Source organism: Mesobacillus foraminis (assembly GCF_004340465.1).
GTDB classification, from domain to species: Bacteria; Bacillota; Bacilli; order Bacillales; family Cytobacillaceae; genus Mesobacillus_B; species Mesobacillus_B foraminis.
Genome location: NZ_SLVV01000014.1, coordinates 45,477 through 69,094 on the forward strand (window position 1 = coordinate 45,477; position 23,618 = coordinate 69,094).

Sequence of the window (23,618 nt, forward strand, 5' to 3'; positions counted from 1 at the left end):
AAAACCACTTTCCTTGGAATTTCCTCTGAATTTGGTCTTCATCATCTTTATGAAGACTACTTATCTTGAAATTTCCGACGATTGTGGTCTTCATCGTCTTCATGAAAACCACTTTCCTTGGAATTTCCTCTGAATTTGGTCTTCATCATCTTTATGAAGACTACTTATCTTGAAATTTCCGACGATTGTGGTCTTCATCGGCTTCATGAAGACCACTTATCTAGCAATTTCCGTTGAAAGTGGTCTTCATCGACTATATGAAGACTGCTTTTCTTGAAATTTCCTCTGAATTTGTTCTTCATCGTATTCATGAAGACTGCTTTCCGCGCAGTTTTCACAGAGTATCGTCTTCATTGGCTTCATAAAGAATAACTTCCTCGCAGTTTACGCTGAGATTCGTCCTCTTCGGCTATTGAATCACCCATACATACACAAACATTTGGTATTATTTAATTATCCCAATCATTACTAGTTAGGGGTTAAGGCATGGATGAATATGAGAATCGATTTATATACTTGCCTATCATGATAGGGGAACATTTTCACTCTAAATACGGGAATGGGATCAAAGGGATATTGGTCTATTATTTTACTTATTTCTGTTTTTCTACACTTCTACCTATTCTTACGAATGGGATCGATATCTGGGTGCTTGAGGAAATGATTCCATCCATCATCAACTGCTATTTTTTCTTAGGCATGAACTATGTCTTTTTTTACAGATGGGGAATCTAAAGATAGATCTATAGAATCAAAGAAAAAAAACGCTAGAGTGGATCAGGAGGCTATATGTTTTTTAAAACTGACAAAAATATTGATAACAGAGCCGTTATGATTGGCTATTTTGCCACCTTTGTATTCTGGGGTTTGATATTACTAGTTAATTCATTCTATGAATCATTTTACGAAAGAGAGTTTATTTCAAGCTCTTTGACTATTCTTCAGATGGGGCTGGCTGTTTTCTTTTTAACGGAAATGATCGCAACTAAAATAAGAAAAAAGCAGGCTGACAGATAGCCTGATTTTTTTTTCCTCAATATTATGTGTATTGTATATACCCCTAAAACCTATGCATCACGTTAAGAGTCGAAACCTCAAATTTTAAATGGTCACCGGTTAAAAACCAATTAGCGTACAATGATCATGGTCTTTTAAATGTTACAAAAATGAAGGATGGCCGCCCACAAGGATTTGAAAAATGTTTCTTTAGGTGTCAGCGATTTTGAATGGTTCCCAAATGGAAAAGAATTTATCGTTTCCTCACAATCGAATCTACTTTCTACAGGGTGGGGACCGTTGCCCTATTTAAAATACCGGTTGATGCAAATCTTAACCCGAAAAAATGGAGCACTTTTATACCATTCAAACAAATACCACTGATCTTTTTGCCATTAATGCAAATTTTTTTAAGTGGAGTTGCGATGGGAAGTGGGTAAGCTTCTTGGGCAAATGACAGCAATACATTATGTATTCTATCCGCTAAAGGAGATAACTTTCAGTCAATCGGAATAATGCTGATCAATGAAGACTTGATCAAGTGGGCACCTGCCGCCAATCAGCTCGCCTACATATCAGGAGAAGGAAGGTTTTTGGTGGAAAACGAGAAGACAGCCATTGCCAATATGCCAATCTTTCATCAGCAAAAAAATATACACCTGAAGGGTATGTAGACCTTGATTTACCATGGTTCTCTCCAGACAAGGTGATTGTGGCCCGCGCGAAGGAAAACAAGGAATGGGATGAAGGTCCTGTTCCAACCATGTTCACCTCCCTTTATGCAATCAATTTGAAAACCGAAGAACAAAAACAGATTCTTTATGGAGCCATAGAAAACTTGCTAAAGCAAGGATTGATTGAGCTGTCAAAATTGAAGATAAGCGGCGAAAAACTTATGTAATCACAGAAAAAGGCAAAGAGTTCTTAAGATTGATTTCTTAAGGATGCAGCATATGATCAGCATAACCAAAGGATTGCTAAATTCATAATTTGGGGGGTTTTAATTGAGAAATACCAGGAACCGATAACTGGTATTATATCTTTATATGTTGACATACCCAACGGAGGTATGGTAAATTTGTTTTGTAATAACAAACCGATATTTCAGAAAGTAACTTTGCCTTTAAAACAAAAGGTGATGGTCATGCGTAAGGGTTAATAATAGGCATAGAAGATAGGTTTCCTAATACGATTGAAAAAAGAAGTATAGAAAATGGGGAGGGAAAACTTTGAGTAAAGAAGAATTGTATAAAAAATCATATTTTAACCGTATTGGAGAATTAAATGATCTTGTACCAGATGTTTTTAAAGCTTTCATGAATTTTGACAGACTGGCATTAGCAGAAGGGAAACTAACAAAAAAGCTAAAAGAATTAATCGCCATTGCGGTTGCTCATACAACAGGCTGTCCTTATTGTATTGAACTTCATGTTAAACAAGGAAAATCGAAGGATATTTCTAAAGAAGAAATGTCTGAAGCCATAATGGTTGCAACTGCCTTAAAGGCAGGCTCTGCGCTTGCTCATGGAGTGAATGCCTTAAATGCATACGATCAAAATGAAGACGAAGAATTGTATAAAGCATCATATTTTAATAGAATAAAAGAATTCTCAAAACTCAATGGAGAAGTTTTTAAGTCATTTGTTGATTTTGATGGAAAAGCAATGAAAGAAAGTACTTTAAGCGTAAAAGAGAAGGAATTGATTGCGGTTGCGGTTGCACATACAACGGGATGCCCATACTGTATTGCCGATCATACGAAAAGGGCAAAACGGGCAAATGCAACAAAGGAAGAACTAGCAGAATCTATTATGGTTGCAACGGCATTAAAAGCAGGTTCAGCTTTAGCTCACAGTGTGAATGCCTTAAATGCATATGATTCATAAAATAGAGATTTAAGATTCATATATCTTTATACTTTATGGGTCTTCGTTCACCTCCATAGGCGGGCAAACTTACGAATATAAATATTTATTTTTTTGATAAAATTATTTTAGAATGGCTATATAGGTCGCGAAATGCGGCCTTTTTTGCTTCTTTATAAGAAGATTAGGCAGGTGTATGTTTGAAAAAACAATCTCTAATAGGGTAGAGTCAGGGAAAATGGGGTTATCTGTACTCTGGAAATCATTAGTATTTAAAGTATTCTATGAAGAAAAATGGCATGGAAAGTTTCTAAATTGCTTGCTTACTCCTTGTCATTCCAGGCTGGCTGACCCTATGGATTGCAATATTTGCCGATATGGGGGCAACCCTGATTGTTACTTTGAACGGATTGAGACTGTTACGAGTAAAAAATAAAGCTTTCCTTTTAGGGAAGCTTTTCTTAAGGGGCGTAGTGAATGAACAATGGAGGGAATCAACGGCTTGGTCCAGTAAGTGGCTATTCAAGTCTGAACATTGGGTTGACTTCCTTGTGTATACTTTACGTACATTAGGGGGGTATACTACAATAAAAGAAAAGGGAGGCCATGCGATGTCTGGAAAAATGCCTAATGGAGAAATATTGGAAGAAGCTTGCTGTTCATTGGAACACAATGACAGAAAGAGCCACCATTCGGATAAAGTAAAGAATAACCTTGTTACCCGATTGAACCGAATAGAAGGCCAAATTCGGGGGATTAAAGGATTAATTGAAAAAGATACCTACTGTGATGATGTAATCACCCAAATATCCGCCACCCAGTCGGCATTGAATAGTGTGGCCAAAATATTGCTCGAAGGGCATATGAAAAGTTGCGTAGTGGAAAGAATCCAGGAGGGAGACCTTGAAGTCCTGGATGAGGTTTTGGTTACCGTACAGAAATTAATGAAAAAATAAGGGGAGAATTCATATGGAAATTTACATTAAATGTTAAGGGGATGTCCTACGGACACTGGGTACAAGCGATTGAAGGCAGCATTGGCGAACTTAAAGGTGTGGAAAAGGTTTTTGTGGCCCTTGAGTATGCTAAGGTAACTGTACAATTTGACGCGGACGCAGCCTACTTAGAAAAAATTAAAGAGACAATTGATGACCAGGGATATAACGTAGAGTAATCCAAGTAAGCAAGCAGGACGTGCCTTTTCTATTAGCACGTTCTGTTTTTTTATAGTGCCGTTGCAGTTGTTGCATACATAAATAAAAGAGGGCTCCAACCTAAAAATTGGTTTACATATAGTAGAGGGGTACGAGTCCAACCACCCTGGGCCCCCTTCGAATTCCAATCCTCAAAAACAGAAGTTCTATCTTTTTGTCTTTCAGTTGGCAAAAAGAATCAAGTTACTGAGCAATAAATTTAAAATGTGTTGAATATTCATGTTATTTGTTATCTATCAAGATTTGCTATTGATTGAGCTGTTTGTGTTGCTCCTAATTCATCCAAGCAAAAGGTATTCGTTATGTTTCGTTGATAAGCATTGAAAACTTAGACAAAGCGATTCAGTGTATCATTAATTCCTATAAATATGCTTCTAAGGAAGTACCCAGGTGTTACCAGCAATGAATTCAGGTATTAAATTTTATATGTTGACATACCGTGCGGGGGTATGGTAAATTAAAATTGTGATAACAAGCTTACTTCAATCGGTAATCGAAAGGAGAATGTATGAATGGGCGACTTGATGATACTTTCTGATGAAACATGTTGCAGCACACAAGATGAAGGACGAGGGAACTATCCTAATGACTTACAAGATAAGCTCATTAAAAGGATGAACAGGATAGAGGGTCAAATTAAAGGAATAAAAAATATGATGGTGAGAAAAACTTATTGTGATGATATTTTACACCAAATTTCAGCTGCTCAAGCGGCATTAGACTCTGTTTCCCGAGTCTTATTAGAGAGTCATATTAACACTTGTGTGATTGAACGCTTAAAACAAGATGATCCTGAGATTGTGAAAGAGTTTCTAACCACCATTTCTAAAATTACAAAATAATTTTTTGACATATATATACCCTACAATGGTAAGGTATTTATGAATATGAAAATGAAATAATCATTCAAGGAGGAAATACTTATGCAACAAGTGACACTTAACGTCCAAGGGATGTCTTGTGGGCATTGCGTTAATTCAATAGAAGGAAATGTAGGAGAACTAAATGGTGTTGAATCTGTAAAGGTTCATCTTGCTGAAGGAAATGTTGATGTGACATTTGATCCAAATGCAGTGAGCTTGAAAGAAATTACTGATGTGATTGAAGATCAGGGGTACGATGTCAAAGAGTAAACTTACCCCGCGCGGTGTGAGTAAACGGTTGAGAGATTATGACCCTGACATTGTAAGAGTCTTTAACCGTTGTTTAAAAAAACGGAAAATAAAGTGATTGGTTATTTTCTACCCTACAGAGGTATGGTTATTAAGTGATAAACAGAACATATAAGGAGGAATCACCTATGCAACAAGTAACACTTAACGTTCAAGGGATGTCTTGTGGACATTGCGTTAATTCAATAGAAGGAAATGTAGGAAAACTAAATGGTGTTGAATCTGTAAAGGTTCATCTTGCTGAAGGAAAAGTTGATGTGACATTCGATTCAAATGCAGTGGGCTTAAAAGAAATTACAGATGTGATTGAAGATCAGGGGTATGATGTCGAAGAGCAGCCTATCCAAGGTCAAAGTTCCCATTAAAAAAAATAGGTCGTGCTGATTCTCAGCACGATTTCTTTCGGGATACCATATACCCCACCATAGTATAAAAAGCTAGGAGTGAGAAAACATGAGTCAGAAGGAAGCAACCCTTCAAATAACAGGAATGACCTGTGCGGCCTGTGCAACAAGAATTGAAAAAGGGCTGAAAAAACTTGAAGGTGTAGAAGATGCAAATGTCAATTTGGCCCTTGAAAGAACTACAATAAAATATAACCCAGAACAGACTGATGTAAGCAAGTTTAAGGAGAAAATTCAGTCTCTAGGGTATAACACGGTAAGCGATAAAGTTGAGTTTGATATATCAGGAATGACCTGTGCGGCCTGTGCCAATAAAATTGAAAAACGTTTAAATAAAATGGATGGCGTTAATAAAGCTGGGGTTAACTTTGCATTGGAAACCGTTCTTGTGGAATATGATCCCAATCAAGTTTCAGTCCCGGATATGAAAGAAGCTATTAAAAAGCTAGGATATACACTTGAACAAAAGAAAGAAAATGCAGGGGAACAGGTTGATCATCGACAAAAAGAGATCGAAAAGCAACAAGGAAAGTTTATTTTCTCTGCCATTTTATCATTCCCATTATTGTGGGCAATGGTCAGCCACTTTGAATTTACGTCATTCATTTGGTTGCCTGACATGTTTATGAACCCCTGGGTACAGCTAGCCCTCGCAACACCAGTTCAATTTATCGTTGGAAGACAGTTTTATGTGGGAGCCTATAAGGCGTTAAGAAACAAGAGCGCCAATATGGATGTTCTTGTTGCATTGGGAACATCGGCTGCCTATTTCTATAGCCTTTATTTAAGCATAGCATCGATCGGCTCAGACGCCCACATGGTCGAGCTTTATTATGAAACAAGTGCGGTTCTCATTACCTTAATTCTATTAGGGAAACTTTTTGAAGCGAAGGCAAAAGGACGTTCGTCCGAAGCAATTAAGAAGTTAATGGGCCTACAGGCGAAAAATGCGACAGTCGTTCGTGATGGCCAAGAGATGATCATCCCAATTGAAGACGTCTTAGAAGGGGATATTGTCTATGTGAAACCAGGTGAAAAGGTACCGGTCGATGGTGAGATTGTGGAAGGCAGGTCAGCCCTTGACGAATCAATGCTGACGGGTGAAAGCATTCCAATTGATAAAACGATTGGAGATAATGTTATTGGCTCAACGATCAATAAAAATGGTTTCCTGAAAATCAAAGCAACAAAAGTCGGGAAAGATACGGCACTAGCCCAAATCATTAAAGTGGTGGAAGAGGCGCAAGGTTCCAAAGCACCCATCCAACGTTTGGCAGACGTAATTTCAGGTATTTTTGTACCGATTGTAGTGGGTATAGCGATTATTACGTTCCTTGTGTGGTATTTCGCTGTAAACCCCGGCGATTTTGCCGATGCCCTTGAGAAGTTCATTGCAGTTCTAGTTATTGCCTGCCCTTGTGCACTTGGCCTTGCGACACCAACTTCGATTATGGCGGGTTCGGGCCGTGCAGCTGAATTCGGGATCTTATTCAAAGGCGGGGAGCACCTTGAAACCACCCATCGTTTAGATACGATTATCCTTGACAAAACAGGAACAGTGACAAATGGTAAGCCATCTTTGACGGATGTTATCTTGGCAGAGGGCATGGATGAAAACGAATTTCTTATGCTTGTTGGTACGGCGGAAAGAAACTCGGAACATCCACTTGCCGAAGCCATTGTGGAAGGGATAAAAGATAAAGGGATTACCCTTGGGTCCTCTGATACATTCGAAGCCATTCCTGGTTTCGGCATCCAGTCAACGGTGAATGGTAAGGAGTTACTGATCGGGACACGCAGACTCATGGCGAAATACAATGTCAATGTTCAAGAAGTGCTAGCCAAAATGGAGAACTTGGAGAAGCAAGGGAAAACGGCTATGTTAGTCGCCATCGATGGGCGCTACGCAGGCATGGTCGCCGTCGCCGACACCATTAAGGAAACATCCAAAGAAGCCATTGCCCGTTTGCACAAAATGGGCTTAGAAGTGGTCATGATTACAGGGGATAACACTCAGACGGCAAAAGCCATTGCGGACCAAGTTGGAATCAAGAAAGTCATTGCAGAAGTTTTGCCAGAAGGCAAGGCGGAAGAAGTCAAGAAGCTTCAGCAAGCCGGTAAAAAAGTGGCCATGGTAGGGGATGGAATCAACGATGCCCCAGCACTTGCGACAGCAGATATCGGGATGGCGATCGGTACAGGTACCGATGTCGCAATGGAAGCTGCAGACATTACCCTCATACGAGGTGATTTGACCAGCATTGCTGATGCGATTTTCATGAGTAAGAAGACAATCACAAATATTAAGCAAAATCTTTTCTGGGCACTTGCGTACAACGTCATTGGAATTCCAATCGCAGCAGCAGGTTTCCTGGCTCCATGGTTAGCAGGTGCAGCGATGGCTTTCAGTTCTGTATCCGTTGTTCTCAACGCACTGAGATTACAGCGGATTAAGTTAAAGGGGTAAATGTAGAAGGGAGGTATTTGATATGAAAAAAAGCATATTAATTTGGGCGATTTCAGCTATCGTGTACCTTGGGGTAGTTATCATAGGTTACAGTGTGTATGCCAGTGTAAATCCCAAAACAGATGAACATACAAATCATCAGGAAGAAGAAAACATGAATCATCAAAATGATCCATCCATGCACATGGAGGGGATGGATCATTCCTCCATGGATATGAGCCACGAATCATTTACCGAATTAAAAAGTAGTCTTGGGAAAAATGAATTGATTTTTCCCAAGTTACTTAAACCAGATCACGAAGATGACAATTCCATTTCATATACCATTCGAGCCCAGCAAGGGACTTATGAAATATTCGATGGAACGAAAACAAAGACATATGGCTATAATGGGGACTTTTTAGGACCTGTGATTCGGGTAAAAAAAGGAATGGACGTTAAGATTGATTTAGTTAATGATTTAAATGAAGATACTACCTTCCATTGGCATGGTCTCGAAGTACCTGGCAATGAAGACGGTGGTCCTGATAAAGTATTAAAACCCGGCGAAGCAGAAGACATTCATTTTACCGTTCAACAGAATGCTGCTACACTTTGGTTCCATCCACACCCTATGCATGAAACAGGAAAACAAGTGTTTAAAGGTTTAGCGGGGATGCTTTATATTGATGATGCGAACAGCGAAACATTAAATATTCCAAAAGCTTATGGAGTAGATGATTTCCCGATTATTCTTCAAGATAAAACATTTACAGAAGACAACCAACTGGATTATGAAAAAGTGATGAATGAAGATGGAACAACAGGAGACACGCTTTTGATTAATGGTGTGGTTGATCCAAGACTATCAATAGATCGTAAAAAAGTCCGTTTTCGCGTTTTAAACGGGTCCAATATGAGAAGCTTCACTCTACACTTTGATAATAATATGGAATTTCAACAAATCGCAAGCGATGGTGGTTTCTTAAATAAACCTAACACTACAAAAGAGATTGAAGTTGCACCCTCTGAACGAGCCGAAGTGATCGTCGATCTAACAAAAGTGAAAGGAAATGCAGTTACACTGGTTAATGAAGACAACACAAAGATTCTGCCAATTCATTTGAAAGAATCCCAAGGTCATCCACAAACAAAAACAACCAAAGAAGCAAAAACATTAAATGATCTTACCCTTTCGAATGAAATAAAAAATAAAAAAGTCACAAAAACAATTAAATTGGCAGGTATGGGTAAAGATGTGAACATTAACGGGAAGAAGTTTGATCCAAATCGAATTGATTTTACTCAAAAACAAAACGAAACCGAAGTATGGGAAATCGAGAATGTAAAAGATTCAATGGGAGGCATGAACCATCCATTCCACATTCACGGTACCCAATTCCAAGTTGTATCGATTGATGGAAAGGAGCCTCCTGAAAATTTATCAGGTTTAAAAGATACCATTTCCCTAAAACCTGGACAAAAAGCAGGGATTGCTGTTAAGTTCCCTGAAAAAGGGGTTTACATGTTCCATTGTCATATTCTAGAGCATGAAGATAATGGAATGATGGGTCAAATTAAAGTGGATTAATTGTCCATTGTGGATTTAAAACAAAGTTTAAGATAATATTTAAACCTCAAATTATTTATCGTATTTCAGAATTGGTCTATTAACGCCTATTTTCAACTCTCTCATTAGTACTCTTAAGCATTAAATAAATGTAAAAAGAATCCTTTTCTTATAACCATCAGTAGAGATTCTTATAATCAACAAAGATATTCGATAAAGATGTAATTTGAAAGAGATCAAACGAGAGCTAATTAGACTTTTAATCAATACCAATTCTTGAGAATTATTTTTCACTATTTTCTTTTTTAAATTTTAAATTTATACAACTTTCATAATTGCAGTTTTATTTTTCAGGAATATTTAAAGGGGTTGAATTTATGAGGCCTTTAAAAGTTCTTTGGTGGTCAATGATATTTATGGTGACGTTTGCCGGATCCTTGTATCAAAAAAGAAAAAGAAATTCGAAGGTTACGCAGTAGGGCCGTTATGTCACCACTATTTATGCAATCGTATGAATGGATGAGAGAAAATGAATCAAAAAAAAGGTGATTGGATGATAACCAAGGAGCAATTAGTTGTTTATTAAATCGATATAAAAATAGATGAGAAGGATGTGAAACTTTATATGGATCAAACAGAAAAAAAAGTGAAGCTTGCTGTTAACGGTGGGATATCATTCGGTGCAAAACTAAATGCCAAGCAATTGGGTGTCATTGCTGAGCACTTGATTGATGGTGAAGAACTAGAGTTAACAACCTTCCAGCAACTTTACATTGAAGTTCCTGAAAGTAAAGTGGAATTTGTAAAAGAACAATTCAGGGAAGCGGGGTTGTCTTGTTATCCTGTTGGGAATTATGTTAAAAGCTTAAGAACCTGCAATTTTTGTAAAGGCGCGGAAGAAGAAGGCATGCCTGTAGCCATTGAACTTAATGAGCGAATAGCAGGTAAACAAGTTCCTTTTACGCTTCGACCTGCTTATACGGGTTGTCCGATTGGGTGTGGGGAACCACTAGTCAATGACATCGGCGTAATGAAAGTGAGAGATGGATATGATTTATATATTGGAGGATATGGAAAAGGAAAGATTGCCCAAATGGGAATCTTAATAATGGAGCAGCTAACTCCAGAACAACTTTATGAGGCTGTCGAAAAAATCATAAATATCTATGCCGAACACGGCAAGAAGAGGGAACCGCTTTTCAAGTTTATTAATCGTTATGGATTTGAAAACCTAAAGAGTCAATTAGTGGGATACGAATAACATAATAATAATAAATAGAGATATAAATGTAACCTGTTGAGGAAAGAATATAAAAATGAAATATTGAAACAAATATTACAATTTTGGTTTAATCTGCAGGGTAAAAAGGTAGACCATTAATAAACCCTACGGTGGTATGGTTATAATGAATATTGGAGGTATTGAAAGATGGATCAACATAATCATGGAACATCACATCATCATGGAACTCATCATTCAGGACACATCCATATGGAGAATGAAGTTAATGTTGCAGTTGACTACAAAGGGAACCTTCTCAGTATTAGTCTTAAGGACAAGCAAAATAATGTTCCAGAGCTGGCAGTAAGTCATGAAAAAATTATGCATTTAATTATGGTAAGTTCAGACCTAAATCAATTTTATCATTTGCATCCTGTAGATAAAGGGAATGGGGTTTTTCAACAGGAAATAACCCTGGAAGATGGCTTGTATAAAGTTTTCGTGGATATAAATGCTAAAAACGTGGGGTATCAAATTATGCCTATAGACCTCCATATTGGCCATTCTCACACCCAAGGGCATGTAGACAATCACCTAAAACCAGATGAAATTTTAGAAAAAACGATTAATAATAAAACAGTCGAACTTAAAATAGATTCCCTGGTGACTAATAAACCAACTATTTTAACGTATCAAATATCGGGCGGTGACCCAGACCCTTATCTTGGGGCCTTAGGCCATGTGATCATTATTGATGAGGGTGTAACGCAATTCATTCATGTACATCCTGTTTCTGATGATAAAACTGTCTTTGAAACACAATTTAGTAACCCAGGAATTTATAAGATATGGAGTGAATTTAAATTTGGAGAGCGGGTAATTGCTTATCCTTTTGTTATCAATGTGAAATAAATTAGGCCCTTGTAGATATTCTACGGCGGCTAGATATAAGGCAAACTCTTCAAATGTCTGGTTTTAATATTATTTTGAGGGGAAGTTTTACCATCAAAGATAAAACCAAGGAGGTGAAATAGATGAGAATGGAACTTTATACCCGTCCCACTTGAACTGATTGTCAAGCGGCGAAAGAGTTTCTTTCCAAACATAATATACCTTATAAAGAATTTGACCTAACGAAATTACCTGGTAAAGAAGAAGATTTAAAAAAAGTATCAGGTGCTAGAGTTGTTCCAGCTTTTGTTATTAAAGAAAAATCCATACTGGGAATACCGAGGAAATCAAAAGTATTAATAGGATTTGAGAATAATTTAGATAAAATCAAAAGTATTTTAGGTATAAATTAAAAAAGGTTTGCTGCCTAGCAAACCTTTTCTAAAGCATTCTGATTGACATTAAGTGGATAATACCCTAATCTATATATGTAAATATGATTATATATTCATATATTCATATGATATGGTTAAAGAGGGGTGAAATGAATGAATGAAGAGAAGAAACATGAAGAGGCGTTTTTAGAAGTGGCGCAGCATTTGGATGAAGAAACGTTGTTTATCGTTTCGCAAACGTTCAAAGCGTTAAGCGACCCAACTAGAATACGCATTTTGAGTTTATTATGTTCAGGGGAGCATTCTGTCAATGAAATTGCGGAGACGTTAAATTTAAGCCAATCTAGTGTTTCCCACCAATTGCGTTTCTTGAAAAATTTAAGATTGGTCAAATATAGAAGAGCAGGAACAACTTTGTTTTATTCGGAAGATGATAATCACGTCATGAATTTATTGAAACAGGCAATTGAGCATGCTGTGCATCATTAAGTTAAGGGGGGAGTTTTAAATGGGACACAATCATGAACACCATCATGGACATGACCATACACATGGTGCAAATAAAAAGACGTTAATGATAAGTTTTATTATTATTACTGGTTATATGATTATTGAGGCAACTGGAGGATTCATTACCAACAGCCTTTCGTTATTATCTGATGCAGGACATATGTTAAGTGATGCCATCTCACTAGGGGTTGCCTTATAGGCAATTACACTTGGGGAAAAGGCTGCTAATCATAGTAAAACATATGGGTATAAACGATTTGAAATATTAGCAGCTGTTCTTAACGGGGTGACACTCGTATTAATTGCCATTTATATTTTTTATGAAGCTATCCAACGTTTTCAAAATCCACCCGAAGTTGCTTCAACTGGAATGCTAATCATCGCTACAATTGGTTTAGTAGTAAATATCCTTGTTGCTTGGATTATACTGCGCGGCGGGGATGTCGAAGAAAACTTAAATATGCGCGGGGCATATTTGCATGTGATTAGCGACATGCTTGGTTCCATTGGAGCGATTGTTGCTGCATTACTCATCATATTCTTCGGCTGGGGATGGGCAGATCCATTAGCAAGTGTCATTGTTGCTGCACTTGTATTACGCAGCGGTTATTATGTTACGAAATCAGGACTCCATGTACTTATGGAAGGGGCGCCACAAAATGTTGATGTCGACGATGTGATTCAAACAATCAAAAATAAAACGGGAATTCTTAGTGTTCATGACTTACACGTTTGGTCAATTACAAGCGGGTTAAATGCATTATCTTGCCATGCAGTTGTAGATGGTCAAATGTCCATTACTGAAAGTGAGCGATTGCTACATCAAATCGAACATGACCTCGAACACAAAAATATTCACCATATGACTATTCAATTAGAAACACCTGCCCATCTGCATGACAATTCGATTTTGTGTAAAGTGAAATCCGATTCAGCCGGACACCATCACCACCATCACCATTGACAGGGACTCTTGATGAATCACTGAAAAAAACATATATAAGGAATGGGAATTTAAATTTGGTGAGCAGGTAAATGCGTATTGTTATCTTGCAAAATAAATGAAGATATTCAGATGGCTACATCTATGGAGAAATCATTAATTACTAGGTCTTAATAGTAAAAATGTACATAATAAAGCATCAGACCTAACGAAAAAAGCAAGCGAAGTGTTTTCGCTTCGCAATATCAATTCCAATTACGAGTGTCTTTTCAGTGACTTGATTTATTTTCTGATTTTGTTTAAAATCCACTTTGGAGTCCTCCTTGGTTAACTAAGTTAGGGGTCATTTCGCCACACGATTTGACACCCCGCATCATACCAAGAGGGCTCTTTTTATTTCAAGTCCCCGAAAATCCTTCTAACAGGAATGCTCCTTTCTATTCTGATGGCAATTCAATCGGAGCAACAACTTGGTTTAAAGCGAATGATAATGTTAGCGCACTATGGGTGGATTTAGACTTTTATTTTAAAGTTTTAAAAAAGTACGGTGTAGAATTAACAATCACTAAAAGCAAAAATCCTGGAAAAATTATATACGAGGACGATTTTCAGGTTGGAGTCATAAAGGTGTAAATGTATTTTTTTAAATAACATGTTAGAGATCTAAAGAGAGGACTGCTCAGGCAGTCCTCATTCTTGTTCAATAGGGGCATCTAGGTATGTAAAGGGCAGTCAATATAACAGGTGTCCCGTTTAAGGGTTTTAAATCAGTAGGTTCCTGCAGTTCAATACCGAAGAGTTCAAAAAAGATGTGGATATAATAAAAAGAAAAAAATCACGGACAAAATGAGGATGTTGTTGTTCGATTTGTGGCAAATGCTTACGTCGGGGGAATGGAGTGGTGGTTACAGAATGGAATGCCTCATCCGCCTCGCGTAATGTCCGAAAAAGTAGGAGACTTGCTGGATCAAATTGTATAGAAGTTTATTAATCCAAAAGGCTAGGTAGCAGATACCTGGTCTTTTGTTATTTTAGATGGATATACGACGTACGGAGTACCACTGAAGCAAGTAGTTACTTCTTTGTTTCGCCGATGTTAAAAACAAAAAAATGATTACTAAAATGCTGAATGAATTCCAATTTTTTTTAAAAAACGTGAAATGATTCAGCAGCAAAACCCGTTATACTTGTTGGATGAGGAAATGAATGGAAGATGGCAAGAGGGAGGTTTATATGGAAGAAGAATTGCAGTGGATCAATAAAGTGCTGTCAGGAAATAAACAAGTTTATGCTCAGATTATTAATAAATACAAAGATCCATTATATGCAACGATTTTGCGAATGACGAGAAATCAGCAGGATGCAGCAGATTTGGTTCAGGAAGCCTTTATCAAAGTTTATCATCAACTTGGAAAATTCGATGGGAAAGGCTCTTTCTCGAGCTGGATTTACCGAGTGGCCATCAATCACTGTATGGATGAATTTAGAAAGAAACGTCATAAAACGATAGAGAATGAAATGAGGTAAGACCATATCCGGGATTCTAATCATCCCGAAGTGATTTTTCTAAAGAAAGAAAGAAATAGACAGCTTGAAAAACTAATTGGGTGCCTTCCGGATGAAGAGCGGATGATCATTCTTCTTCGATATGTAAATGAATTAAGCTACAGCGAAATCGGTGAGTTGCTGAATCTCCCGTTAGCGACTGTCCGGAACAAGCTTCACCGTGCCAAGAAAAAGTTACGAGAAACCATCCAGCAGGAAAAAGGAGGGTACTTTCATGAAGAATTGTCCAACGAGCGATAAACTGGAAAATTGGTTTGACGGGATCGTGGAGGAAACTGAATATGAATCGATAAAGCTGCATATAGAAACTTGCGACCATTGTAAACAACTGATGAATTTGTATTCAAATGAACACCATTTCCTTAAAGAGACGCTAAGTACACCGACATTACCTGATGATTTTGCGGCCAACGTACTGGATCAGCTTGAGCCCTATGAAGCAAAGAAGAAGAAAACATGGAAACGTCTTTTGGTTCCGGCTGCAGCTGCTCTTTTGGCAGCGGGATTAACAACGACCTTACATCCGAGTTTTGCACAGTGGGTTGGAGGCTTTTTCTCTACTGAACAAGTGGACGAAGGGTTGAGGAAAGCCTCTGAAGCGGGTCTTGCGAATCGCGTCAACCAAGAAGTAACCGACCAGGGAATAACGTTTAAAGTGGAAGATGTTTTAGCCGATTCTTCAAGGGTCGCTTTGTCCTATCAAATATTAGATAAAAAAGGGAAAGCACTAAACCCACATTTGGATATAGGGGATACCGTGAATACCATTAAAGCATTCGACCAGAATGGAAACACTATCGAAAACTTGGGCATGAGCTGGTCAGATGGATCAGATTATGGATTGATTGAATTTTCGCTGCGTGAGCTGGAGTCCATTGAGGCACTGACCATTAAGTTTGAATTAAATGAACTAAATCGAAGAACAGGGAACTGGGAATTAGAGATCCCAATTAATTTAAAAGAAAGCAAGAAGCTGACAACGAAACTCACTCTGCCGGATCAAAAAACGAGTGCAAATGGGGTGGGCGTTCACTTAAGAGAAGTTCAATTTGCTCCTTCCTCAAATGAAATCATGTATGATACTTATTTAACCCATGGAGAACAAGCCAAAATAAAAGCACAGGTTCAAAGGCTGGAAGATACCTTCGGAAAAGAAAACATCCATTCATTCACAGGCTTTGGTACTGCAATCCAGTATCATATTGAAAATGAAAAGGGGAAGGCAATATTACATCATAATACCTTTTTCAATCAGGGACACCCGAGTGACCGCGGCCTTTTACAAGGAACTGGAGAAGATACCGGGGAACTTGGACATGTCAAATGGAACGACTCGTTCCTCCCGAATCATAAAGGAGAACAGTTTACTTTTGTGTTAGATGGGGTGATCAAAACAGTTCCGATATCTTTCCCTATTAACATAAAGCCTAAGGAATTAAAGCATGAGCCACTTTTATTTGAATATGAAGGAAATTTTATGACTGTTAAAAAAGCGCATATGGAAAACGAATATTCACTGCGCAAGGCACTTATCCCGATTGAAGTGGAGCGGACGTTCAAAATTGAAATGGAAGGGAGCAAGGAAGCCTTATCTTCCGACCTGGGAACCTGGATACTGGTCGATGAAAAAGGTACTGTACATGAAGCGTTCCACAGTGGGGGAATTCTTGATGAAAAAGATGAAAATGGCCGCTTTAAAACCAATACTACCCTTACTATTTACGGAATGAAAGAAGTTCCTGAGGAATTGACTCTGCAATTGTTATCTGTGACTCGATATGAAAAAGTGAAAAACCCATGGAGAGTTCCGTTATATAAATAGGAGTGTACTCCATTGAAAGCATATTAAAAATGGACCCCAATCACCTCTACCATCGCCTTTTATAGCTGATCAAATAGGACAGATACTATTGTCCCTTGTCAATAAAGTTGGTAGTATTAGGTAAGAGATGCAGCGAAAGGGGAATCAAGATCCTCCATGTGGCAAACCTTGTAATGAATAGTTAATAAAATAAATAGTCTGCTTTGCTCATAATCTATTATGGGTTCAGTCATCTGTTGTATCTATTAAAATCATTCAAGGAGATGCGTGATGTGGAGTGATGAATCCATTAGCCAGGCAGATCCGATTGTGGGCCTGCTTGTTGTTTTTTATGGGAAAATGCATCCCATATCGCAGCCTGCTCCTTTATAGTGGGGGAATCGTATATGAATAGTACGGTACAAAATAAATTGGCCCTGATCACAGGAGCTAGCAATCCAAAAGATATAGGAACTGCTATTTGCCGGAAATTAGCTTCTCACGGTATAAATATTTTCTTTACACACTGGAATGCTCAACCCGCCTGGATCGAAAAGTTCCAACATGAAATGACAGAAATGGGAATTCAATGTGGCAACATTGGAATTGATTTATCCAATGCCGATGCTGCCTATCAAATCCTTGACCATGTGCAAACGAAAATGGGTTTCCCATCGATCCTGGTTAATAATGCAGCCCATTCCACGAGCGATGGTTATTTAGAGTTAGATGCCAATACACTTGATCAGCATTATTATGTGAATATGAGGTCTACTTTTCTTCTTTGTGCGGACTTTGCCCGCCGGTTTAAAAAAAACGGATTAAATAACGGAAGAATTATTAATATGACTTCAGGACAAGACCTGGGACCAATGCCAGGCGAACTGGCTTATGCAGCAACAAAAGGAGCTATTACAGCCTTTACAAAGTCATTATCCTCAGAAGTTGCTCCTTTGGGAATCACGGTTAATGCTGTTAACCCGGGGCCCACAGATTCCACCTGGATGAATGATGAAATCAGAGAACACCTGGTATCAAAGTTTCCAACCGGACGCATAGGGCAGCCTGAAGATGCAGCAAGAATCATCGCTTTTCTAGTAAGTGATGAAGCAGAATGGATAACAGGACAGATTTTTCATTCCGAAGGCGGGTTTAATCGAGGTTAATCCGGTCATATAAGACCATCAAAGAGCTACTTACAAACGTCTTAAGATTCGCTATTTTAACCTACAAGAAACAAGAGGTGCAAGGAATTGTCTACTGCTGAAAAAAAGATGATAGATACTGCCTTAAAAGAGATAGTGATACCCATTTTAAGAGAACAAGGGTTTAAAGGGTCCTTTCCTCATTTTAGAAGAGTTAATGAGACTAATATTGATTTGATTACCTTTCAGTTCAACAAATGGGGAGGTTCATTTGTTGTTGAGTTGGCAACGTGCATTAAAGAAGGGACAACCATGTCATGGGGAGAAAAAATCCCGCCAAACAAGGTTACGGCCCACCACATAAATGAACGGTTCAGGTTGGGAGCAACATCCTTTGAAGATGAAGGCATATGGTTTAGTTACGAAAAGGCTCGAAGTGTTGAAGATTATACTGCAGTTGCAGAAAATGTCCTCAAATTACTTAATACATCTGATGAATCTTGGATAACAACACTATTTGAATAGTTTTTTGCGAGGGAATTCTTTTTCTTTTGGGATTCCTTCAGCTATCATCCTTCAACATTGGACTTTAATAGAGCTGATAAAAAAGCGAGGAGGGAAAGCTCGATGGTTTTCGACCTGCATGGAGAAAAAAATATGTCACCGATTGTTGGAATTTTATATTCCGCTGTGAAAGAAAACAGTGACCGTTTGAAATTGATCACGGATGGCATGTCACAGGAGGAAGTAGATTACAAGGGTCCAAACAATGAATATAACAGTACCGCCCAGCTGATCAAACATCTTACTTATGTTGACCTAAATTGGGTCTATCGAATAAAAGGCGAGCGGCTTCCAGATTCATTAAAAGAACAATATGGCTCCATGCAGGATGAGGATGGCAGGCTTCCGATGGTCAAAGGCAAGGCGTTGAACACGCTGCTGTCTGAATATGATGGCGTATTAATCATGTTGAAAGATGCATGCACACAATTGACAGATGCAGATTTGAACAAAGTGGTCACGTTTGGGCATGGAGAAGAAAAGCAAGCCACCATTCGATGGGGGCTCTGGCACATGGCTGATCATAACCGCTACCATCAGGCCCATATCAATCAGCTTAGAAAATGGTATCAGGAACAATGAGAAACTTGTTAGCCGACCGATTCAGGCTGACCTTGACGAACCTTTATACTCGATGTTACTGTATCTACTGCTTAAGATAGGAAGTGTAAAGTGGATTTGAAGAAAAAATCATTGGGTGTATTTCTAGTTTTTATTTGGATTACATTGTTCTTTTACGTTTTTAATATGATCATGCCTAAAGGCCTGTTATATGTTTTAATTGCTATCCCCACTGTTTTATTTAGCTCAATCTTTATACTTAGAAAATTTCATATAAAAATTTGAATATACAAAGCCCTGCCCAAAAGAGGGGGGCTTTGTGAGTTTTTCAAGTACTTAGGTGGATGCAAATAGTTTAGTGGAAGTATTAGAACTTACTCTCCAACAACCTTAAGTTATTTTTACTATCCCGAATTTCTTCACTGTCTTCGTACCAGTACAGTAAAAAATAAATGACCTGCGATTAGAGAGTCTTGCAGTAGAATTAATAAATAAGTTTATATAATGATTAATTTTTGACATTCAAATTGTTTGTGAAAGCGATTACTACATCTAAAAGGTATAAGATTCCCCGTCCTCAGGAACCAACACAGTAGAAGCAATTCCTTTTTCATTGCTAAAACTCTTTAATTCTTCCCTGGACAATGCCCAATGGTTGACTGCTTCCATGTGAACAGCAATGATTTTTGCTTCAGGGGCAGCCTTATACACTTCATACACATCTTCTTTTCCCATGACGAGGGAACCACCTTCGTAGAATTGATTATCTCCCGCATTTACGACAATGATTTCTGGTTTTTGTGTGCCAATTACTTCATGGACTTCCTTATACCAAACCGTATCCCCGGCAATAAATAATGTTTTTTCTGTTGGATGCTTAAAGACAATGCCACATACCAAACCGGCTATCTTGAGGATTTCGCCTCTGCCATGCTCGCCATTAGTTTTCATTAATTGGATTCCTTCAAAGACGGTGTCCTCTTGCAGCACCTCTACATGCTGAAAACCCGCATTTCGGATTTCTGCCGCATCTTCTTCATTTTGTGCAAATATGACAGTCTCTTTTGGCAGGACTTCTTTAGCACGATCATCCCAGTGGTCTAAATGCAGATGAGTAACGATGACTGCATCAATATCTTGGATAATATGATCAATTGACGTTGGCAAGCCCACCAATGGATTTTTTTGATCCTGCCTCGGTGCATTAGGGAAAGGCGGGTACGTTCCTTTTTCCGCTAACATTGGATCAATTAAAAACTTTTTCCCTGCGTATTGAACAACGAGTGTTGCATTGCGTATGTGTTGTATATTCAATGTAATGAGCTCCTTTTTTGCGATTTTCTTGGTACAATGTATATTCTATACTATGGCCCATTGACGGATACATAGAGGAAATAAAGTCTTTTGCCTGTTTCACTTTATTTATGAAAGGAGTTAACTGGATGTTAGATCAAACCGACAGGCATATCCTGGATGAGCTATCCAGGAACAGTCGCCTGACAATGAAAGAATTAGGGGAGAAAGTCCATTTGACTGGACCCGCTGTTTCAGCCAGAGTGGCGAAATTAGAGGAACAAGGGGTGATTGAGGGTTATTCCATCAAAGTGAATCATGCTAAAATAGGGTGTTTGATCCATGTTTTTATTACAGTCATAACGCAAAGCACTTATCATCAGCCTTATTTATCATTCATAAAAACACAAGAACAGCATATAATCAATCACTACAAAATTAGTGGAGATGGCTGCTACCTTCTTGAGTGCACTTTTCCCTCCAATAAAGAATTAAATGATTTTCTGATTGCCTTAAACGAGCATGCAAACTATAAATTATCCATAGTGATCGATAAATAGGTGGAGATTACAATGAAGTGTTTAGGAATAATGGTCTTAAACAGGTGAATAAAACGCTAAAAATTGCAGCCTTGCAAACGGACCGTATTGGCGGGCAGTTTGCTGAGGTGGAAGAGTATTACAGGCGCAAAATAAGTCAGCACGGAGCGTGCTGACTTATTTTGTTTAGGCAGTTAACAGAAATGGGTACCTTATTATTAAAATAAGCAAACCATAATCATATAGTTAATATTATATTTCATTTTAAAGAATCTCCCGCACTTAAAGGGTACCTATTTAATCAATTGAATCTATTTTTTCAAAATTCGTTCAGAAAAACATTTAGGAAAGCGAATAATTTAATAAAACACCAAGAAAAGGCGAGTGGAATCTTTATGCGGACCTTACGTCAAATTAATGCTGTTTATGAAAAAATTCTCTGTTCAGATATGAACGAACGAGTAAAAAAGAAAAAATTCGCTTCCCTAATTAGAGAGATAAAGAAGGATTACCACATACCCTTGATAATAAATAAGGATTGGGAGCAGGATCATCTTGAGGTGATGGCGCTATATCGGAAAATCGAAATAAGCAGGGATTCTTAAATATGGATCTTCCTGAGTTTAAAGTTCAGGAAACTAAAATGTTTAATAATTTAACGCGGAGTTTGGTTGTAACGAAACGAACCGTGAGTTAGTTTTATACTATGGAGCATTTCACTGCCTGCAGGAATGCTTTTTTATTTTGCCTAAAATCATTACTGTAAATTTTAACAATAATTATATAATTTCATTCAACAATAATTTATTGATATTCAATAAATATTGTGGTAAATTCATAATGACAATCAATGAATGAGGTGTTGTTTTATGAAACGAAGTTCCACACTCTTTTTAAGGGTGGCTGTTATTTTTATTGGCATACCTGTACTTGCTTTGTGTCTGTTTTTACTGCCCCAGATCGCAAATGAAGCAAATGAGGCAGCACAAAGAGGTTCTGATGTGGCTTATGTGGTATATGGCATTTTAATGGTTATGTATGTTTCGGCGGTTCCATTTTACTTCGCTTTGTATCAATCTTTTAACCTTTTAAGCTATATTGACAAGAACCTGGCTTTCTCGGTTTTATCGGTCAGAGCTCTAAAGAAAATTAAAAACTGTGCCTTGATCATTAGCGGCCTGTATCTTGCAGCCCTGCCAATGGTCTTTGTGCTGGCGCAGGTCGATGATGCACCGGGGCTCGCACTGATCGGAATGGTCATGATTTTTGCTCCCCTGGTGATTGCGGTCTTTGCAGCCGTTCTTCAAAGACTTTTACAGGAAGCCATCGAGATAAAATCAGAGAACGACTTAATAGTCTGAGGTGAAAACAATGGCAATTATAATCAATATTGATGTGATGCTGGCTAAAAGGAAAATGAGCGTAACAGAACTTTCAGAGAGGGTTGGGATCACGATGGCAAACCTTTCTATTTTGAAAAATGGAAAGGCAAAAGCGGTTCGGCTTTCCACGTTAGAAGCGATATGCAAGGCATTAGACTGCCAGCCGGGAGATATTTTAGAATACAAAAGTGATGAGGATCAACAAGGATAGATACGTTTCTTAAACGGACGGTTGCGTTGATCCATGAGGATTGAGGCAATTAGGCAAGCTGCTGTTTGGCAGACAAGACCAAGATTGGATGGGATGTAATTTACGCATTTCCCGCTCAATCATGGTCTTTTTTTGTTCCTTATGTCTTTGTTGATAAAAAAGACATGCACTAAGAATAAGTTTGGTCATAATGCAGTATGGTGGTGGGAAGTGCATGTATTGAATATGGTTCGTGAGTAGAACCAGGAAAGGGTATGTAAGACAAAACTATCACACACCTTATCCATAGATTAAGCAGTAAAATATCGAAAAGTTATTCCCGGATGTTGTTCTTGATTCGCTTGGATTTTGCTCCAAAATCTATTTGTAAAAGAATTAATATTTAGAGGGGAAAGACGCATATTATAGGAAGAATTATGAAAAAAATAAAAAATCGGGGTTCATTCGATGTCACTTTGGAAGGTGAAAGACAAGCAATCAATCAATTAACACTTATTAGCTTTGCCAGACAATATAAAAAGGAGGATGCACAATGGAGAAAAATCAACAAGCAATCGATTCATTAAGAAAAGCGATCGTTCAATATTGGGAAATTCAGGATGATTTCACCGAAATGGAACAGGACAACCCTCCTTTTGATTCTGTCATTAATCACATGTATAAGGCAATGGAAGCCCTGATTCCAACCGCTTTTGATTTTGTAAGTGATTATATTGAGCATTACACAACTGAAGAATTAATTTTCATAGATGAGAAGTTAAAGGGGAAACAATTTGACGTATTTGGATATGACCGTACAACAGGTATATTAAGGCTGGATTCAGATCAGTATAGCTATACATTCAATATAAAAGACAGTGATATTGACCTAATGAGCGAAACATCAAATAATCAATAACTTATGGAAGCAAGAGGGAGGTGAAGATCA

Annotated in this window: 24 protein-coding genes and 6 pseudogenes; 29 read left to right on the forward strand and 1 reads right to left on the reverse strand. The window is 38.1% G+C overall.

Annotated elements, in window-relative coordinates; translation table 11 throughout:
• Positions 1–486 precede the first annotated feature (486 nt).
• From EV146_RS22790 to EV146_RS22900, 23 genes and pseudogenes are all read left to right on the forward strand, one after another.
• Positions 487–735 carry a hypothetical protein gene (locus tag EV146_RS22790; protein WP_132011053.1) on the forward strand — a complete coding sequence of 83 codons (249 nt, stop codon included), beginning with the start codon at positions 487–489 and terminating at the stop codon, positions 733–735.
• Between the two features lie 54 nt (positions 736–789).
• Positions 790–1,017: a hypothetical protein gene (locus EV146_RS22795; RefSeq protein ID WP_132011054.1), complete on the forward strand. Its 228-nt coding sequence runs from the start codon at positions 790–792 to the stop codon at positions 1,015–1,017.
• A gap of 62 nt (positions 1,018–1,079) precedes the next feature.
• Positions 1,080–1,819: pseudogene (locus EV146_RS22800) on the forward strand (translocation protein TolB); the annotation flags it as partial.
• Positions 1,814–1,985: pseudogene (locus EV146_RS22805) on the forward strand (PadR family transcriptional regulator); the annotation flags it as partial. The pseudogenes EV146_RS22800 and EV146_RS22805, both read left to right, overlap by 6 nt.
• Before the next feature lie 240 nt (positions 1,986–2,225).
• A complete protein-coding gene (locus EV146_RS22810; protein ID WP_132011055.1) occupies positions 2,226–2,882 on the forward strand; it encodes a carboxymuconolactone decarboxylase family protein in 657 nt (218 codons plus the stop codon).
• A gap of 602 nt (positions 2,883–3,484) precedes the next feature.
• Complete coding sequence (locus EV146_RS22815) at positions 3,485–3,817, forward strand: metal-sensitive transcriptional regulator (RefSeq protein WP_181215943.1); 333 nt, start codon at positions 3,485–3,487, stop codon at positions 3,815–3,817.
• An 11-nt stretch (positions 3,818–3,828) separates the two neighbouring features.
• Entirely contained in the window at positions 3,829–4,035 is a 207-nt protein-coding gene (locus EV146_RS22820; protein WP_132011057.1) for a copper ion binding protein, read from the forward strand.
• 552 nt (positions 4,036–4,587) lie between these two features.
• Positions 4,588–4,917: a metal-sensitive transcriptional regulator gene (locus tag EV146_RS22825; protein WP_132011058.1), complete on the forward strand. Its 330-nt coding sequence runs from the start codon at positions 4,588–4,590 to the stop codon at positions 4,915–4,917.
• Positions 4,918–4,998: 81 nt separating this feature from the next.
• Positions 4,999–5,208 carry a copper chaperone CopZ gene (gene copZ, locus EV146_RS22830; RefSeq protein ID WP_132011059.1) on the forward strand — a complete coding sequence of 70 codons (210 nt, stop codon included), beginning with the start codon at positions 4,999–5,001 and terminating at the stop codon, positions 5,206–5,208.
• A gap of 167 nt (positions 5,209–5,375) precedes the next feature.
• On the forward strand, positions 5,376–5,612 hold the full coding sequence (gene copZ / locus EV146_RS22835) for a copper chaperone CopZ (protein ID WP_132011060.1): 237 nt from the start codon (positions 5,376–5,378) through the stop codon (positions 5,610–5,612).
• An 88-nt stretch (positions 5,613–5,700) separates the two neighbouring features.
• On the forward strand, positions 5,701–8,118 hold the full coding sequence (locus tag EV146_RS22840) for a heavy metal translocating P-type ATPase (protein WP_132011061.1): 2,418 nt from the start codon (positions 5,701–5,703) through the stop codon (positions 8,116–8,118).
• A gap of 22 nt (positions 8,119–8,140) precedes the next feature.
• Positions 8,141–9,688 carry a multicopper oxidase family protein gene (locus EV146_RS22845; protein WP_132011062.1) on the forward strand — a complete coding sequence of 516 codons (1,548 nt, stop codon included), beginning with the start codon at positions 8,141–8,143 and terminating at the stop codon, positions 9,686–9,688.
• Positions 9,689–10,292: 604 nt separating this feature from the next.
• A complete protein-coding gene (locus tag EV146_RS22850) occupies positions 10,293–10,928 on the forward strand; it encodes an NAD(P)/FAD-dependent oxidoreductase (RefSeq protein WP_132011063.1) in 636 nt (211 codons plus the stop codon).
• A 168-nt stretch (positions 10,929–11,096) separates the two neighbouring features.
• Positions 11,097–11,801, forward strand: coding sequence for a hypothetical protein (locus EV146_RS22855; RefSeq protein ID WP_132011064.1), 705 nt, complete (start codon positions 11,097–11,099; stop codon positions 11,799–11,801).
• Between the two features lie 170 nt (positions 11,802–11,971).
• Positions 11,972–12,193 (forward strand): annotated as a pseudogene (locus EV146_RS22860) (glutaredoxin family protein); the annotation flags it as partial.
• A 135-nt stretch (positions 12,194–12,328) separates the two neighbouring features.
• Positions 12,329–12,664, forward strand: a complete 336-nt coding sequence (locus EV146_RS22865; RefSeq protein WP_132011065.1) for an ArsR/SmtB family transcription factor — start codon at positions 12,329–12,331, stop codon at positions 12,662–12,664.
• Between the two features lie 19 nt (positions 12,665–12,683).
• A pseudogene (locus tag EV146_RS22870) lies at positions 12,684–13,649 on the forward strand (cation diffusion facilitator family transporter).
• Between the two features lie 748 nt (positions 13,650–14,397).
• A pseudogene (locus tag EV146_RS22875) lies at positions 14,398–14,608 on the forward strand (TetR-like C-terminal domain-containing protein); the annotation flags it as partial.
• Between the two features lie 253 nt (positions 14,609–14,861).
• A pseudogene (locus tag EV146_RS22880) lies at positions 14,862–15,434 on the forward strand (RNA polymerase sigma factor).
• A complete protein-coding gene (locus tag EV146_RS22885; protein WP_132011066.1) occupies positions 15,409–17,016 on the forward strand; it encodes a DUF4179 domain-containing protein in 1,608 nt (535 codons plus the stop codon). Before EV146_RS22880 ends, EV146_RS22885 begins: the two are co-directional and overlap by 26 nt.
• A gap of 386 nt (positions 17,017–17,402) precedes the next feature.
• Positions 17,403–18,161: an SDR family oxidoreductase gene (locus EV146_RS22890; RefSeq protein ID WP_132011067.1), complete on the forward strand. Its 759-nt coding sequence runs from the start codon at positions 17,403–17,405 to the stop codon at positions 18,159–18,161.
• An 87-nt stretch (positions 18,162–18,248) separates the two neighbouring features.
• Complete coding sequence (locus EV146_RS22895; protein ID WP_132011068.1) at positions 18,249–18,665, forward strand: DUF4304 domain-containing protein; 417 nt, start codon at positions 18,249–18,251, stop codon at positions 18,663–18,665.
• Between the two features lie 102 nt (positions 18,666–18,767).
• Positions 18,768–19,286, forward strand: coding sequence for a DinB family protein (locus EV146_RS22900; protein ID WP_132011069.1), 519 nt, complete (start codon positions 18,768–18,770; stop codon positions 19,284–19,286).
• A gap of 531 nt (positions 19,287–19,817) precedes the next feature.
• Here EV146_RS22900 and EV146_RS22905 read toward each other — a convergent pair.
• A complete protein-coding gene (locus tag EV146_RS22905) occupies positions 19,818–20,579 on the reverse strand; it encodes an MBL fold metallo-hydrolase (protein ID WP_132011070.1) in 762 nt (253 codons plus the stop codon).
• A gap of 128 nt (positions 20,580–20,707) precedes the next feature.
• Between EV146_RS22905 and EV146_RS22910 the strand changes: the two genes are divergently transcribed.
• The 6 genes from EV146_RS22910 to EV146_RS22925 all read left to right on the forward strand — a co-directional run bounded on the left by EV146_RS22910 (position 20,708) and on the right by EV146_RS22925 (position 23,588).
• Positions 20,708–21,118 (forward strand): Lrp/AsnC family transcriptional regulator, encoded by a 411-nt coding sequence (locus tag EV146_RS22910; protein WP_132011071.1) that lies wholly within the window; start codon positions 20,708–20,710, stop codon positions 21,116–21,118.
• A gap of 17 nt (positions 21,119–21,135) precedes the next feature.
• On the forward strand, positions 21,136–21,273 hold the full coding sequence (locus tag EV146_RS27255; protein ID WP_158287181.1) for a hypothetical protein: 138 nt from the start codon (positions 21,136–21,138) through the stop codon (positions 21,271–21,273).
• Positions 21,274–21,966: 693 nt separating this feature from the next.
• Complete coding sequence (locus EV146_RS22915) at positions 21,967–22,458, forward strand: DUF2975 domain-containing protein (RefSeq protein WP_132011072.1); 492 nt, start codon at positions 21,967–21,969, stop codon at positions 22,456–22,458.
• 10 nt (positions 22,459–22,468) lie between these two features.
• Positions 22,469–22,690, forward strand: coding sequence for a helix-turn-helix domain-containing protein (locus EV146_RS22920; RefSeq protein WP_121612551.1), 222 nt, complete (start codon positions 22,469–22,471; stop codon positions 22,688–22,690).
• A gap of 416 nt (positions 22,691–23,106) precedes the next feature.
• Entirely contained in the window at positions 23,107–23,256 is a 150-nt protein-coding gene (locus tag EV146_RS27260) for a hypothetical protein (protein WP_158287182.1), read from the forward strand.
• Positions 23,223–23,588: a hypothetical protein gene (locus tag EV146_RS22925; protein ID WP_132011073.1), complete on the forward strand. Its 366-nt coding sequence runs from the start codon at positions 23,223–23,225 to the stop codon at positions 23,586–23,588. The genes EV146_RS27260 and EV146_RS22925 overlap by 34 nt, the downstream gene beginning before the upstream one ends.
• The last annotated feature ends 30 nt before the right edge of the window (positions 23,589–23,618 follow it).

Coding starts and splice junctions, on each gene's coding strand:
- EV146_RS22790 (WP_132011053.1), top strand. CDS start 487: ATGGATGAATATGAGAATCGATTTATATACTTGCCTATCATGATAGGG.
- EV146_RS22795 (WP_132011054.1), top strand. CDS start 790: ATGTTTTTTAAAACTGACAAAAATATTGATAACAGAGCCGTTATGATT.
- EV146_RS22815 (WP_181215943.1), top strand. CDS start 3,485: ATGCCTAATGGAGAAATATTGGAAGAAGCTTGCTGTTCATTGGAACAC.
- EV146_RS22825 (WP_132011058.1), top strand. CDS start 4,588: ATGGGCGACTTGATGATACTTTCTGATGAAACATGTTGCAGCACACAA.
- copZ (WP_132011059.1), top strand. CDS start 4,999: ATGCAACAAGTGACACTTAACGTCCAAGGGATGTCTTGTGGGCATTGC.
- copZ (WP_132011060.1), top strand. CDS start 5,376: ATGCAACAAGTAACACTTAACGTTCAAGGGATGTCTTGTGGACATTGC.
- EV146_RS22840 (WP_132011061.1), top strand. CDS start 5,701: ATGAGTCAGAAGGAAGCAACCCTTCAAATAACAGGAATGACCTGTGCG.
- EV146_RS22845 (WP_132011062.1), top strand. CDS start 8,141: ATGAAAAAAAGCATATTAATTTGGGCGATTTCAGCTATCGTGTACCTT.
- EV146_RS22850 (WP_132011063.1), top strand. CDS start 10,293: ATGGATCAAACAGAAAAAAAAGTGAAGCTTGCTGTTAACGGTGGGATA.
- EV146_RS22855 (WP_132011064.1), top strand. CDS start 11,097: ATGGATCAACATAATCATGGAACATCACATCATCATGGAACTCATCAT.
- EV146_RS22865 (WP_132011065.1), top strand. CDS start 12,329: ATGAATGAAGAGAAGAAACATGAAGAGGCGTTTTTAGAAGTGGCGCAG.
- EV146_RS22885 (WP_132011066.1), top strand. CDS start 15,409: ATGAAGAATTGTCCAACGAGCGATAAACTGGAAAATTGGTTTGACGGG.
- EV146_RS22890 (WP_132011067.1), top strand. CDS start 17,403: ATGAATAGTACGGTACAAAATAAATTGGCCCTGATCACAGGAGCTAGC.
- EV146_RS22900 (WP_132011069.1), top strand. CDS start 18,768: ATGGTTTTCGACCTGCATGGAGAAAAAAATATGTCACCGATTGTTGGA.
- EV146_RS22910 (WP_132011071.1), top strand. CDS start 20,708: ATGTTAGATCAAACCGACAGGCATATCCTGGATGAGCTATCCAGGAAC.
- EV146_RS22915 (WP_132011072.1), top strand. CDS start 21,967: ATGAAACGAAGTTCCACACTCTTTTTAAGGGTGGCTGTTATTTTTATT.
- EV146_RS22920 (WP_121612551.1), top strand. CDS start 22,469: ATGGCAATTATAATCAATATTGATGTGATGCTGGCTAAAAGGAAAATG.
- EV146_RS27260 (WP_158287182.1), top strand. CDS start 23,107: ATGAAAAAAATAAAAAATCGGGGTTCATTCGATGTCACTTTGGAAGGT.
- EV146_RS22925 (WP_132011073.1), top strand. CDS start 23,223: ATGGAGAAAAATCAACAAGCAATCGATTCATTAAGAAAAGCGATCGTT.